The 14,546-nt window shown below is 68.2% G+C and carries 9 protein-coding genes and 1 pseudogene; 7 read left to right on the top strand and 3 right to left on the bottom strand.

Annotation, left to right across the window (positions count from 1 at the left end):
* Positions 1-97 precede the first annotated feature (97 nt).
* A pseudogene (locus G446_RS21575) lies at positions 98-319 on the top strand (hypothetical protein); the annotation flags it as partial.
* A gap of 366 nt (positions 320-685) precedes the next feature.
* Positions 686-2,785 carry a type ISP restriction/modification enzyme gene (locus G446_RS17870; RefSeq protein WP_425393888.1) on the top strand — a complete coding sequence of 700 codons (2,100 nt, stop codon included), beginning with the start codon at positions 686-688 and terminating at the stop codon, positions 2,783-2,785.
* A 54-nt stretch (positions 2,786-2,839) separates the two neighbouring features.
* Here G446_RS17870 and G446_RS0112575 read toward each other — a convergent pair whose 3' ends face one another.
* On the bottom strand, positions 2,840-5,440 hold the full coding sequence (locus G446_RS0112575) for a S8 family peptidase (RefSeq protein WP_026410407.1): 2,601 nt from the start codon (positions 5,438-5,440) through the stop codon (positions 2,840-2,842).
* Positions 5,437-6,393: an AAA family ATPase gene (locus G446_RS0112570; protein ID WP_026410406.1), complete on the bottom strand. Its 957-nt coding sequence runs from the start codon at positions 6,391-6,393 to the stop codon at positions 5,437-5,439. Before G446_RS0112570 ends, G446_RS0112575 begins: the two co-directional genes overlap by 4 nt.
* A 248-nt stretch (positions 6,394-6,641) precedes the next feature.
* Here G446_RS0112570 and serC point away from each other — a divergent pair, with 248 nt between their 5' ends.
* The 5 genes from serC (at position 6,642) to G446_RS20140 (ending at position 13,495) form a co-directional block, all read left to right on the top strand.
* Complete coding sequence (gene serC, locus G446_RS0112565) at positions 6,642-7,724, top strand: 3-phosphoserine/phosphohydroxythreonine transaminase (protein ID WP_026410405.1); 1,083 nt, start codon at positions 6,642-6,644, stop codon at positions 7,722-7,724.
* 13 nt (positions 7,725-7,737) lie between these two features.
* Complete coding sequence (locus tag G446_RS0112560; RefSeq protein WP_026410404.1) at positions 7,738-8,922, top strand: phosphoglycerate dehydrogenase; 1,185 nt, start codon at positions 7,738-7,740, stop codon at positions 8,920-8,922.
* Positions 8,923-9,226: 304 nt separating this feature from the next.
* Positions 9,227-11,380, top strand: coding sequence for a beta-galactosidase (locus G446_RS0112555; protein ID WP_051285997.1), 2,154 nt, complete (start codon positions 9,227-9,229; stop codon positions 11,378-11,380).
* A 62-nt stretch (positions 11,381-11,442) separates the two neighbouring features.
* Entirely contained in the window at positions 11,443-12,855 is a 1,413-nt protein-coding gene (locus G446_RS0112550) for a glycoside hydrolase family 30 protein (protein ID WP_026410402.1), read from the top strand.
* A gap of 484 nt (positions 12,856-13,339) precedes the next feature.
* Positions 13,340-13,495, top strand: coding sequence for a hypothetical protein (locus tag G446_RS20140; protein WP_156916671.1), 156 nt, complete (start codon positions 13,340-13,342; stop codon positions 13,493-13,495).
* A 145-nt stretch (positions 13,496-13,640) separates the two neighbouring features.
* Here the strand turns inward: G446_RS20140 and G446_RS0112540 are convergent, their stop codons facing one another.
* A complete protein-coding gene (locus G446_RS0112540; RefSeq protein ID WP_026410400.1) occupies positions 13,641-14,009 on the bottom strand; it encodes a hypothetical protein in 369 nt (122 codons plus the stop codon).
* Positions 14,010-14,546 lie beyond the last annotated feature (537 nt).

The following is a 14,546-nucleotide window of genomic DNA, read 5'->3' as shown; positions in this document are numbered from 1 at the left end:
CCCCGCGACCATCACCACGATCATGGCCGCCGCCCTCGTCATCATCACCCTCTGGCACGATTCCTGACACGAACCCTGGTGAGAAAGGCTCAATGACTCGATTACGCAGGACTCGGCCATCGACATGCTCTCCCAGCACCTGGTCACCAAGCCGGTCTTCGACGCCGTGTTCGATGGCTACGACTTCGGTGCCGAGAATCCGGTGGCGCAGGTCATGAGTCACATGCTTGCCGTCTTGGATGACGCGAACCTCGACGCTGAGACCGACAAACTCGACGGTTTCTACGCCTCGGTGCGTGAGCGCTGCTCCGGTATCGACAATGCTGAGGGCAAGCAGAGGGTCATCACCGAGTTGTACGAGAAGTTCTTCAAGCAGGCCTTCCCCGCAACGGCGGAGTCCCTGGGCATCGTCTACACGCCGGTGGAGATCGTCGACTTCATTCTGCGCAGCGTCGACTGGCTGTCTCGCAAGCACTTCGGGCGCGGCGTGACCGATGAGGGGGTGCACATCCTCGACCCCTTCACCGGGACGGGCACCTTCATCGTCCGGCTCCTGCAGTCCGGGCTCATCTCGCCCTCGGACCTGGCGCGCAAGTACGCGGGTGAGCTGCACGCCAATGAGATTCTACTGCTGGCCTACTACATCGCGACCGCCAACATCGAGGTGGCGTATCGCGACTGCGCGATGGGTGTCGAGGCGGAGGTCGGGAGCTCCGACGACGGCGTCGGCAGCGCTGGTGGCACTCGCGGTGGAGAAGAGGCCAGCGCACCCTATGTGCCCTTCGATGGGATCGTTCTGACGGATACCTTCCAGATGGGTGAGGACGACGACGTTCTGGACCGCAGCATCTTCGTGGCCAACAACGACCGTGCCGAGGCGCAGCGGGCGCTGGACATCCGCCTCATCGTGGGCAACCCGCCGTACTCGGTGGGACAGAAGTCGGCGAATGAAAACAATGCCAACCAGCCCTACCCCTGCCTGGACTGGCGGATCACTGAGACCTACGCGAAGCGATCCACCGGCGTCAACAAGAACTCGTTGTACGACTCCTATCTGCGGGCCATCCGCTGGGCGAGCGACCGTCTGGGCGACGCCGGGGTCATCGGCTTTGTGACGAACGGCGGCTTCATTGACGCCAACACGGCCGACGGCGTGCGCTTGAGCTTGGTCGAGGAGTTCGCGCACGTCTACGTCTTTAACCTGCGGGGCAACCAGCGCACTGCAGGGGACCTTTCCCGGAAGGAGGGTGGTAAGGTCTTTGGGGCGAGTTCGCGGGCGACTGTGGCGGTGACCTTCCTCGTCAAGGATCCCGCCCACACGGGTCCGGCCGTCATCCACTACCGGGACATCGGCGACTACCTCAGCCGTGAGGATAAGCTCGCCATCGTGGAGGGCTCGCGCCTGGAGGAGATGGACTGGGACGAGTTGGTCCCCAACGAGGCCGGCGACTGGGTCAACCAGCGCGACCCCAGGTACGGGACCTGGCAGCCGATCGGTGGGAAGAACGAGCAGAATGGGGTATTCCGGATGCGGAGCCGTGGGCTTGCGACCGCCCGTGACGCCTGGGTCTACTCGTACTCCCTCCCGCAGCTCTCGGAGAGAGTGGCCAGGATGGTGGACTACTACAACGAGCAGGCGCGACGTGGTGCCGAGCCGGAGTTCCTTGATCCAAGCTTGTTCTCCTGGAACCGAGCAGACAAGACTCATGTGGTCCAGCGTCGTCGGTATTCGTACGATCCAGGTCGTCTGTTCCTGGGTATGTACCGGCCCTTCGTGAAGCAACATGTTTGTTTTGATCGATCACTCAATGACATGGTGTACGGGCTCTACAATGTGTTCCCCACACCGGCGCACGGCAATCTGGGGTTTTACTTGACCGGTGTGAGCTCACACCATGATTTCAGCGCTCTGGTTGTTGACTTTGTACCGAATCTGCACTTGCTGGATACGGGCCAGTTCTTCCCCCGCTGGACGTGGGAGAAGGTCTCCGGTCGGCACGCCGCCGGGGATGACGGCTTCGACCTCGACGGCCTTGGGTCGCCCACATCCTCGGCCGCCGTCGAAACCGAAGGCGAGGTCATCGGCAACTACCGGCGCGTCGACAACATCACCGACGCCACTCTGCTCACCTACCGTGCCGCCTACGGGTCCGAGGTCGATAAGGCGGACATCTTCTATTACGTCTACGGCCTCCTGCATCATCCGGAGTACCGCAGTCGCTACGCCGCGGACCTCAAGAAGTCCCTGCCGCGCCTGCCGCTCGTGGCCACGCGCGAGGACTTCATCGCCCTCGCCACGGCCGGGCGAGGGTTGGCGGACCTGCACCTCGATTACGAGCAGGTCGAGCCCTGGCCGCTTACGCTCACCGTGGACGGCACCGAGTTGGCGTGGGCGCAGCGTTTGCGGATCAAGCCCGCGCTCCTGCGCGTGACCAAGATGCGCTACGCCAAGACCCGGGTTGACGGCAAGAGCATCAATGACAAGACGAGCATCGTCTACAACGAGCACGTGACCGTCTCCGGTATCCCCGAGGTGGCGCAGCACTACCTGCTCGGCTCGCGCAGCGGCTTGGACTGGCTCATCGACCGCTATCGGGTGACGACGGACAAGGCTTCCGGCATCGTCAACGACCCCAATGCCTGGATGGACGAGGGTGCAGGGGCCGAGCCGGGCGCCCCCGCCCAGCCGCTCTACCTGCTCGACCTCATCGCCCGCGTCACCACCGTGTCCGTCCGCACCCAGGAGATCGTGGAGGGCCTGCCGCCCCTGACCGTTCGAGACTGAGGTACGTGCCGCGGTCCGGGCGTCTTCAGAGCGGTGTGAGGTCGGTGAGACGACTCAGGTCAGACGCACCCGTTCACGCTGCTGAGCGGTGCTCCGGACGCGCTGCCGGATAAGGCCCGAGCGAACCTCGTCGTGGATCGTTGATGATGTGGAGGTCGCTGTCTCGACCGAGACGACAAGGGCGTAGCGGATGCGTTCGATATGGCCGGCCTTCTGACCGTCACGCATGCACTCGACGTGGATCGGGAAGGTGTCCCCGTCGCCGAACCTCATTGTCTTGCTGCCATCGATGACCTCGTGTTGGAGGCTCCCGCGCTGCACGGCGTAATAGTCGGCGTCAATCCGACTTCCGTTTCCTAAGCTCATGTTGGGCGCATTGAAGTAGACCTTGGCCGCCCGATAGGTATTGAGACCGCGGGTCGTAGGCGCCCAGTAGGCGAGGGTGATGACGAACCGGTGCCATTCTGCCTTGCTGCGGATCGACAAGGGTAGCGGCAATTCGTACGTGTGACGCTTATTAACGCCGATCTCATTGCCGGCGATGACCACCGCCCGGTTGACCGCGCCCCGAGCGCGCTCCGGGTCAAGCCGGCCGTAACCGAACAGCGGAGTCAGCGCCTTACGTGATGACTGTGGGGACACTGCCGTCCCCCAGTCACCCCAGGAACAGGCGTGGGCGAGCAGTGCTCGAACGAGAAGGGGATGAAGGTCGTCAGGGAGCGCTCGCGCGCCTTCGTCGGGCTCCGCCTCAAGGATGTCGAAGAGCGAGCTGGCCTCGCGTGTCACGAGTGCCGCGGCATGACTTGTACCGCAGCCGAAGGCCGTCCGGTTGGTCCGTCCTCCCTCAGAGGGCGCGGCAACCTGCACACCGGGACCCGTCCGGCCCGTCCGAGCCTCCTGCAGGTTGACCATGGCGTCCGATGACGGCAGCGGCCTGGCGAAGAGGAGACGTCCGCCAACGTGGTACAGATCCGGCTTGACCGAGCGTGCGACGCCGGGTCCTGTCGCTGAGTACAGCGCAGGTGCGCCGGGCCTGGTGAGATCCCAGACAGTCGCGGATTCGGGTGGATCGGGTGCCGCGTCGGCGTGGACCGCGCCGACGGTCAACGCGTTCATGGAGTCCGCTGGCGGCAGGATGCCACGGAGAATCTCAGTGTCACGGACCGCGTGCTCCACCGCTGACCTGGCGCTGCTCGCGTCCGCCGTCGCATCCCGGGGAAGCGAGATCGGGTCGGCATGGTTTCCCGCGCTGACAATGAACAGGACGTTGAACTCGAGGGCGAGCCAGTCCAGCAGCCGCCCAGCGGGACTCATTCTCCGCGCGAGAGGACGGGCACCGTCCCCGATCGACAGGTTGATGATACGTACGCTCGGGGCCCATGCCTCCCGTCCCGACTCTCCTGCGAAGAGCCGCCTCACGGCACGGTGAAGGAGGTCGACGAACAGGGTGTCGGGCAGGACGCGTTCGGCAGATTGTCCGGGCACCGTTTCCTCGGCGCGCATGATCGGTCGCACGTAGACCGGGCGGTGCAGCGGTTCTCCCGGGGCGGAGAGATCCCCATGGATGATGAGGGACGCCATGGCGGTGCCGTGGGAGCGTGCGGCGATCTGGTAGCCGTCCGCGACGTCGTCGGCGTCATCGACAATCAACCTGTCTGCCAAGGCGTCGTGGTTCTGGAAGGGAAGCCCGTCAAACAGCGCGATCCGTGGCTTGCTGTCTCTGGGGCCCTCGGTAAGGAAAGAAGCGGATCCGGTCTCCGAGGGGTGAGGCGACGAGATGCTCATGGGCTTGAAGGGGCTGACGAACATGACGTCCTCCGCTGTGAGAATCCGGATCGCCTGAGGACCTTGACGCATGACGTCCTCGACCTGCTGGCGAGGAAGTTCTGCGAGAAGGGCGTGATAGCCGATCTCCTCGATCCGTGCCCGGCTGACGACCTTCCCGTCGCAGTCATTCAGGATCTGCGTGACGGTGCGTTCGGCGGCAACCCGTCGCCCACGGTCACGGTGGTACCACAACTCGATCTCCACCCGCACGGGACTACTGTGGGACTGGCCGATCATGGCGATCGTTTCGCGCCAGTGGTCGAGAAGGCCGGTCTCTCGCACGCGGTCCTCAGGTCCCCAACGGCGCAGGTTCACCAACTGGGCGAAGACGTTCTTGAACTTGTTGAGACCGTGCTCGAAAGTGGTCTTCGGATCCTTTTGCCATCGCTTGAAGAGACTGAGCATCTGGTCGATCGCCTTGGCGTTCGACATCACCAGGTAGAGCGAGTGCGGAACCGGTTTGTTAGCGCGGCCCGTCTTGCCGTCCGCTATGTAGAAGTCGTCGTCCGGTTCGGCGTCGTCGCCGGTTATCTCGGCGAGGAACTCAAGGCCCTCAACTTTCTTGACAGCCTTGTGAAAGTCATGAACGGAGCCGGCGAGGTCGAGGACGACGACGAGGGATGGGTCCGTCTCGGCCGGGGTGCCGACTCCGCTTGCCACGCGCTGCGCGTCGAAGGCGTTGACAAGCTCCGTGAACTTCGGGTTCAGGCGTTCGCCCTGCCGTTGACCTCCTGGTCCCGCAGGCGTCGGGATCCAACGTGACTGCGACTCGCGGTTGGCTACGCGCGGAGGGTTGAACGCCAGGAGCGGCCGCATCTGATCGGTCACGACCGCACCGAGCCCTGCCAGTGCTCAAGGCGTTCCTTCGCGATCCGGCGCGTATCGGCGCCAGGCGCCTCAAGGATCGTTCGACGTCGGACGTCCATGGCGAACTCCTCCAGTTCCGCGTAGCTCGCGCCGGCGAGCCTGTCGGCCAGTGTGCGCGGCGCGTACCCGAGATCCCCGCCGAACCGGTTCGCAAGCCGCTCCAGGAACCTGGTCGCCTGCGCTCTGGAGGGCGGGGCGAGCTCTGTACGCACCTGGAACCGCCTCCACGCCGCCCGGTCCAGAAGTTCGCTGTGGTTGGTCGCGCCCACGAGGACGACGTGCGGGGGCAGGCGGTCGATCTGGAGGAGCAGAGTGGAGACGACGCGCTTGATCTCCCCCGTCTCATGCTCGTCCGCCCGCTCCTTCGCAATTGTGTCGAGCTCGTCGAAGAAGAGCACGCAGCGGCGGGTTCGAACGAACTCGAAGGCGCTGTCCAGACGGGCCGCGGTCTCGCCGAGGAAGCTGGAAACCACACCCTCGTAGCGGATGACGTAGAGCGGCAGCATGAGCTCAGCGGCGATGGCCTCGGCGACGCTCGTCTTGCCGTTGCCGGGCGGGCCCGCCAACAGGAGCCGATGCCGGGGCTCGATCCCGTAGCTGCGCAACAGGTCTGCCCGCTGCTGCTCCTCGACGAGCTCGGCGATGACACGGTGAGGCACGGGTGCCAGCTCCAGGTCCTCCAGACGCCGTCGCGCCACCACCTCGTGAACGAGGTCACGCGCCGATGCTGCGTGGTCGTCACGTGGCAGCCACTGCCCCGTCGTCGTGATGATCTCGGACAGGCGGTCCGCAAGCAGGTGGTGCTGGTTGGCGCGCTCCTCGGCGATGAGGCCCTCGACGACGACCCGGAAGCGATCCCGGTCGCCGCGCCGTTCGGCCTCGACCAGGTCGAGAAGCAGGTCTGCTCGTGCCACCTATCTCACTCCTCTCGGGATCGTTCGCTCCCACCGATCGTGCTGCCAGTCCGAACTGCCTCTGTTACCAGCATTATCGGCAATGGTAGCGCGGGCACACGACGCGAATGAGCAGCGCGTTCCGCCGTGGTGAGCATCATTATTGGTGGGAACGCCGGAGCCGGCGGGCCGCACAGACCCGTGGCCGGCGATGTGCAGGGCGCGGGGCGCTCGTGCGCCCACCGCCGCATCCCGGCTACTCTGCCCCCATGCGCGTGCATAATTTCTCCGCGGGCCCCGCCCAGCTGCCTCTGCCCGTCCTCGAGCGGGCCGCCTCCGAGCTCACCGACTGGCGCGGCTCGGGCATGAGCGTCCTGGAGGTCTCCCACCGCGGTGCGGACTTCATCGAGTGCGCGGCCGACGCCGAGGCCGCCCTGCGCTCCGTCGCCGGCGTCCCGGACGACTACCGCGTCCTCTTCCTCGCCGGCGGCGCCACCGGGCAGTTCTCCGCCATCCCCGCCAACCTCACCGCCCGCGGGGACGCCGTCGCCTTCCTCAACACCGGCCAGTGGTCCGCCAAGGCCATCAAGGAGGCCCGCCGCGCCGGCGCCGTCGTCGAGGTCATCGCCGACGAGGCCGCCTCCTCCTACACCACCACCCCCGACCCCGGCTCCTTCGCGGTGCCCGACGGCGCCCGCTACCTCCACTACACCCCCAACGAGACCATCGGCGGCGTCGAATTCCCCTACATCCCCGACGCCGGGGACGTGCCCCTCGTGGCCGACCTCTCCTCCGCCTACCTCTCGCGCCCCCTGGACGTGTCCCGCTTCGGCGTCATCTACGGCGGCGCCCAGAAGAACCTGGGCCCGGCGGGCCTGGCCGTGGTCATCGTGCGCGAGGACCTGCTGGGCCGCCCGCGCGCCGACGTGCCCGCCATCTGGGACTGGACGGTCATGGCGGCCAAGGACTCCATGCTCAACACCCCGCCGACCTTCTCCATCTACCTGCTGGGCCTCATCCTGCACTGGATCGAGGACACCGGCGGCCTGGCCGCCATGGGCGAGCGCAACGCCGCCAAGGCGCAGCGCCTGTACGGGGCCATCGACGCCTCCGACTTCTACGCCAACCCCGTCGAGACGCGCTCGCGCTCCCGGATGAACATCCCCTTCACCCTGGCCGACCCCGCCCTCGACGCCGACTTCCTCGCCGGGGCCGAGGCCGCGGGCCTGACGAACCTCAAGGGGCACCGCAGCGTGGGGGGCATGCGCGCCTCCATCTACAACGCGATGGACATGGACGGCGTCGCCGCCCTCATCGACTACATGACCGAATTCGAGCGCACGAAGGCCTGAGAGGCGACCCGACATGACCCCCAAGCAGTTCCGCATCCAGACCCTCAACGCGATCGACGCCGCCGGCCTGTCCCGCTTCCCCGACGACCGCTACGAGGTCGGCGCCGGCGTCCAGAACCCGCACGCCCTCCTCCTGCGCTCCGCCAAGCTCCACGACACCCCCATCCCCGAGTCCGTCCTGGCCGTCGCGCGCGCCGGCGCGGGCACCAACAACATCCCCGTGGCGGCCCTGACCGAGCGGGGCGTGCCGGTGTTCAACACCCCGGGCGCCAACGCCAACGCCGTCAAGGAGCTGGTCCTGGCGGGCCTGTTCATCGCCTCGCGCAACCTCATCCCGGCCGCCCGCTTCGCCCACACCCTCCAGGGCGACGACGCCGCCATCGCCGCCGCCGTCGAGGCCGGCAAGAAGCGCTTCGTCGGCTTCGAACTGCCGGGGCGCACGCTGGGGATCATCGGCCTGGGCGCCATCGGCGTGCAGGTGGCCAACGCCGCCCTGGGCCTGGGGCTGCGCGTCGTCGGATACGACCCGGCGATCAGCGTGGAGCACGCCTGGCTGCTGTCCAGCGAGGTCGAGCGCGCCCAGAGCATCGACGAGGTCTTCAGGCGCGCGGACATCCTCACCGTCCACGTCCCCCTCATCCCCTCCACCGAGGGCCTGGTCTCCACCCAGAAGATCGCCATGATGAAGCCGACGGCGGTCATCCTGGACTTCGCCCGCGCCGAGATCGTCGACACCGAGGCCGTTGTGACCGCCCTGGACGAGGACCGCCTGACCGGCTACGTCTGCGACTTCCCCTCGACCCTGGTCCACAAGCACCCCAAGTGCATCTCCCTGCCGCACCTGGGCGCCTCCACGAAGGAGGCCGAGCGCAACTGCGCGGTCATGGCGGCCGACGAGCTGCGCGGCTTCCTCGAGGACGGCCAGGTGCACAACTCGGTCAACTTCCCCGAGGCGGTCATGGTCCGCGAGCCGGGCACGCACCGCCTGATCATCGTCAACCGCAATGTGCCGAACATGGTCGGCCAGGTCTCCACGATCGTGGCCCGGGCGGGGCGGAACATCGAGAACCTGCTCAACCGCTCCCGCGGGGAGCTGGCCGTCACGCTCGTCGACGTCGTGGGCGAGTTCGACGCCGAGATCCTGGGGCAGTTGCGCGCCATCGACGGCGTGCTGTCCGCCCGCGCCGTCCCGGCCTGAGGCGGGCCCGCGCCGTCGGCCGGGCGGCGCGCGACTCGCCGGGTGACCCGCGACCCGCGGCCCGACCCGCCGGGTGGACGTCGAGAACGTCTGCTACGCCCCTTTCCCCCTGCTACGTCCCTTGACCCTTCGCCACGCTCATTTTTCTCGTACACCAGAGGGTGAAGGGGCGTAGCAGACGGGAAGGGGCGTGGCAGACGCCCCGCCCCGAGGAGCATCCCGCGACCCCCTTCCCTTCTGCGCCCATCCGATCTACTATCTAGTAATCACTAGATAAGCGGCGACGGCGCCGCAGGAGGTTACGATGACGAGCCAGACGAGCCCCGCCCCCGCGACCGGGGGGCGCATCCTGTTCGGGGCGGCCTACTACGACGAGTACACGCCCGCCTCCGCGGGCCCCGACCGCCTGACGCGCGACATGGAGATGATGGTCGAGGCCGGCTTCACCACCATCCGCATCGCCGAGTTCACCTGGGGCACCTGGAACCCCGCCCCCGGCGTCTTCGACTTCACCCACGTCGACCGCGCCATCGACGCCGCCGAGGCCCACGGCCTGGGAGTCATCGTGGGCACCCCCACCGCCGCCATCCCCACCTGGCTGGCCGCCCGCCACCCCGAGGTCCTCGGCGTCACCGACGCCGGGGCCAACAAGTATGGGCCTCGCCAGAACATGAACATCCTGGCCCCCGCCTACCGCCGCTACGCCGAGGAGGCCATCCGGGCCCTGGTCGCCCGCACGGCGCCGCGCCCGGGCGTCGTCGGCTTCCAGCTCGACAACGAGACCAAGTACTACGACGCCGCCAACGCCGATATCCAGCGGGCCTTCGTCGACTCCCTCAAGGAGCGCTTCGACGGCGACCTCGACGCCCTCAACGCCGCCTTCGGCCTGAACTACTGGGCCAACCGGATCAACGCCTGGGAGGACTTCCCCGACGTGACCGGCACGATCAACGGCTCGCTGGCCGCCGCCTTCGACGCCTTCCGCCGCGGTCTCGTCACCGAGTTCCTCGCCTGGCAGCGCGGCCTGGTCGATCAGTACCGGCGCGAGGACCAGTTCGTCACCCAGAACTTCGACTACGAGTGGCGCGGGCACTCCTTCGGCGTCCAGGGCGCCGTCGACCACTTCAAGGCGGCCGACGCCGTCACCCTGGCCGGCGTCGACATCTACCACCCCGGCGAGGACCGCCTGACCGGCCACGAGATCGGCTTCGGCGGGGACATCTCCCGCTCCCTCAAGGGCGGCGCGCCCTACCTCGTCGTCGAGACCCAGGCCCAGGGGCAGATGGGCTGGCTGCCCTACCCCGGCCAGCTGCGCCTCCAGGCCTACTCCCACCTGGCCTCCGGCGCGATGGGCGTCATGTACTGGCACTGGGGCTCCCTCCACAACTCCTTCGAGACCTACTGGAAGGGCCTGCTCTCCCAGGACTACTCGCCCAACCCCACCTACCGGGAGGCGGCGGACTTCGGCCGCGAGATCGCCGAGCACGCCGACGCCCTGACCGGCCTGACCAAGCGCAACCGCATCGCCGTCATGATCTCCAACGAGGCGCTCACCGCCCTGGAGTGGTTCGGCCTGGAGTCCGGCTTCCCGCGCCGCTACTCCGGCGGCGGGGCGAACTACAACGACGTCTTCCGCTGGGTCTACGACGCCCTGTTCGATCTCAACCTCGAGGCCGACGTCGTCCCCGCGGACGCCGACGCCGAGCGCCTGGCCCGCTACGACGTCCTCATCGCCCCGGCCCTGTACGTCACGCCCGAGTCCACCACCGCGGCCCTGCGCGACTACGTGCGCGGCGGCGGGCACCTGGTCACCACCTTCCGCACCGGCGTCGCCGACGAGAACGTGCAGGTCTTCACCGACCGCCAGCCCCACGGGCTGAGCGCGCTGCTGGGCCTGGGCACCGACCAGTTCACCCGGCCCGACGGCGTGGCGCTGGCCCCGTGCGGGGCGCTGGCCGAGGAGCTGGCGGCCGGCGGGGCGGCCGGCGGCGCGGACCTGGCCGCCTCGACCTTCATGGAGCTGCTCACCCCCGTCGACGCCGCCGCCTGCGAGGGCGGGTCCGACGTCGAGGTGCTCGCCGTCTACGACCACCACGCCTGGTCCGGGCCCGCCATCGCCACTCGCGCCGTCGGGCGGGGATCCATCACCCACCTGGCCACCATGACGAGCCCGGCGCTCACGCGCGCCCTCCTGCGGCTGGTCGCCCGACGCGCGGGCGCGACCGACTGGGCGGCGGACCTGGCCGGGACCGTCACGGTCCGCAAGGGCGTCAACGGGGCCGGTCGCCCCCTGACCTACCTGCTCAACTACTCGCGCGACGCCGTCCGGGTGACGCTGCCCGTCGGCGGGCGCGACGTCCTGGGCACCGCCCGGCCCGCCGGGGGCGCGCTGGCCGCCGGAACGGACGTCACCGTCCCCGCCTGGGGAGTGCTCATCGTCGAGGGCGAGCGGGACTGAGCGCGGCCGTCCCCCATCGCGGCGAGAACCGACCCGAGAGAACCCACCCCGAGGAGAACACCATGACCGACATCCAGTTCTACGCCACCACCGAGGACGACCCCTGGTTCACCCCCGAGGAGCCCGTCTCCATCGAGGAGATGACCGCCTTCCCCGGCGCCTTCATCCGCCTCGATCAGCCCGCCCAGGAGGTGGAGGGCTTCGGCGCCTGCTTCAACGAACTGGGCTGGGTCGCCCTGTCCCGCCTGAGCCAGGAGGAGCGCTCCGAGGTGCTCCGGCAGATCTTCGCCCCCGGGGCGGGCGCGAACCTGTCCGTGTGCCGCATGCCCGTGGGCGCCAACGACTTCGCGGTGGACTGGTACTCCTACGACGAGGTCGACGGCGACTACGCCCTGGAGCACTTCAGCATCGAGCACGACGAGGCCACCCTCGTGCCCTACATCAGGGCCGCCCTGGCCCACCGCCCCGACCTGAGGCTGTGGGCCTCCCCCTGGGGGCCGCCCAGCTGGTTCAAGCGCAACAAGCACTACGCCTGCGCCGCCCCCAACCCCATGAGCGAGCAGACCAGGTTCGACAACGGCCTCGACCCGGACAACCAGATCGAGGAGGGCACCGACGGGCTCGTCCTCACCGACGAGGTCCTGGACGCCTACGCCCGCTACTTCGGCGCCTTCATCGACGCCTACCGCGAGCGCGGCATCGACATCTCCATGGTCATGCCGCAGAACGAGTTCAACTCCGCGCAGATCTACCCGGCCTGCACGTGGACCCCGGAAGGGCTGGTCAAGTTCCTGCGCCGTCTGATCCCCGAGATGGAGCGCCGCGGCGTGGACGTCTTCTTCGGCACCATGGAGCGGCCCGACGACTCCATGGTGGAGAAGGTCCTGGCCGATCCCCAGGTCGGGCCGAAGATCGGCGGTGTCGGCTTCCAGTGGGACGGCAAGCGGGCCGTGCCCTTCATCCACCACGCCCACCCCGGGCTCAGGATCTATCAGACCGAGCAGGAGTGCGGCGACGGGCGCAACGACTGGCGCTACGCCCGCTACGCCTGGACGATGATGCGCCACTACTTCACCAACGGCGCATCCGTCTACGACTACTGGAACCTCGCGCTCGACGAGGGCGGGGTCTCCCGCTGGGGGTGGAGCCAGAACTCCCTGGTCGTCGTCGACCCCGACGCCGGCACCGCGCGGCTGAGCTACGAGTACCACGTGCTGCGCCACCTGTCCGGGTTCGTCCAGCCCGGGGCGCGCTTCGTCCCCTCGCTGTCCTACACGGGGTACGAGAACCTGCTCGCCTTCCACAACCCGGACGGGTCCGTGGTGGTCGCCGCGCAGAACGACATGACGACGCCGCAGAGGATCGTCGTGGGGATCGGGCGCAAGAACGTGTCCTTCACGGCGCCGGCGGACTCCATCGTCACCGTCGTCGTCCCCGCCGAGGAGGTCGAGGTCGCGGGCAAGCCGCTGGCCTGAGCGGCCGGCTCACTGGGCGGCGGGCCGACGGCGGAGGTGCGGTCGAGTCGGTCGCTCCTCCGCCGTCGGCGGCCGCGCTCGCGGGCCCGCCCCCGCGAGCGCGGAGCCCGGCGCTGGTCCAATCGCAGCTGGCCCGGCGGGCGGGCAGCGCCGAGCCGTGACGGAGCGCGGGTCCTGGAAGGGCGGGATCCGCGCTCCGTTCCTCCTTCCTATGACTTTCCTCTCAGGCCTACGAGGGTAGAGTCTGCTGAATGTAAGACCGTTGGCGTTCCAACCTGGGGGGGTGCCCGCCCGCTGCGTTTCGGGTCCGGGGCCCCGAGTCCAGGAGGGAGGAAGAGTCATGACCGCATTGATAGGGCCTCACAATGACGATGATGCAGGCGAGACTGGTCTCCCTGCGTCTCAAGCGGACCCGACCAGCGACGTCCGCGGGGAGCCATCGCTCACGCGCAAGCGGGAGAACGTCCAAGGCCCGATCGCTTACATGCTGGCCGGCGCCCTCGTCGGCGTTGTTGCCATAGGCGCGGTGGGGTGGCTGGTGATCAGGGCGCCCCTCCAGGACTGGACGACCTTCACCTCCCCGCTCTTCACGCTGGTCGCCACCATGGTCGGCTACCACTACGGCCGCCGGGACTCCTGAGCCGCAGACTTCCCGACCCGCCGCCCCCGATGAACATCGGAGGGCGGCGGCGCGGGGCCCCTCCGACGCCCGTTCGCCACCGGCCGGAGGCGCAACGGGCTCGGAGGGGTGTGCGACGGCGTCGGACCCGTAAGACGAACGCCGGTTACTGCACGCCCAGGAGAATTCCCTGGTACTGCAGCGCCTGGGCGAGTTTATTGGCGTACTCGTTGTGCGCCGAGGAGGACTTGTGAACGCCGATGGCCCCGCCGACCATCGCCTTGGCCGAGGAGGAGCGGTAGACCGCGATGGTCTCCCCCTGCGGCCCGGTGCTGAAGTCGACGTCGTGGGAGAGGTAGAAATTGCTGCCGGCCAGCGCGCCCATGACGACGGACAACCCCTTCTTGCCGCGGGAGAGGTGGATGCCGCCGTTGGGGTTGGGGGTGCAGGTCCAGCCCTCGTGGGCGAAGAACTGCCCGATGAACGATCTGCTCTGGTCGATGGGTGCACCGATGATGAAGGTTCTCTCTGCCATGGCTGGATGATAGGCCCAAGTCGCTCATGCGCTCCGGCATTGAGCCTTTCTCACCAGGAAGACCCCGGGACCGGCCGGGATCGGCGTGATGGTGCAGGTGGGCGGACGCGGGGTGGTGCGGGTGGGGCTCCTGGGACGGCACGGGGCGGGATCGTGTCCGAATCTGTTGCAAAGGCGCTCCGCGGCGGGATCGGCGGCGAGAAGAAGCGCGGAATATCAACGTTTCTTCTCCGGCGCCTCGGCTTGATCGGGGCCTTTGCAACAGATTCGGACAACCGACCCTCCGGTAGATTGAACGGGCGCCGCGGGCCCCGCCGAGGGCGGCCACGACGAGCACAACTGCGATCTCGCGGGCCGTGGCGCCGCCGGCCTGCCCGGCCCGCCGGGATCCCTCTGGCGAACCCCGAGACCCTCCTGGTGAGAAAGGTTCGGTGAAGGAGCGGGGGGGGGTGCCCCTATGTGGTGTGTCAAGCGGCTGCGGGTGGTTTCGTGGCTGGTTGCGGGTCATGGCGTGCAGGGTGGGGATGCGGCGGTGGG

This window comes from Actinomyces dentalis DSM 19115 (genome assembly GCF_000429225.1).
In the GTDB taxonomy this organism is placed as follows: domain Bacteria; phylum Actinomycetota; class Actinomycetes; order Actinomycetales; family Actinomycetaceae; genus Actinomyces; species Actinomyces dentalis.
The sequence above is the reverse complement of the archived record's forward strand: the minus strand, read 5'-3'. Positions and strand labels throughout refer to the sequence as shown.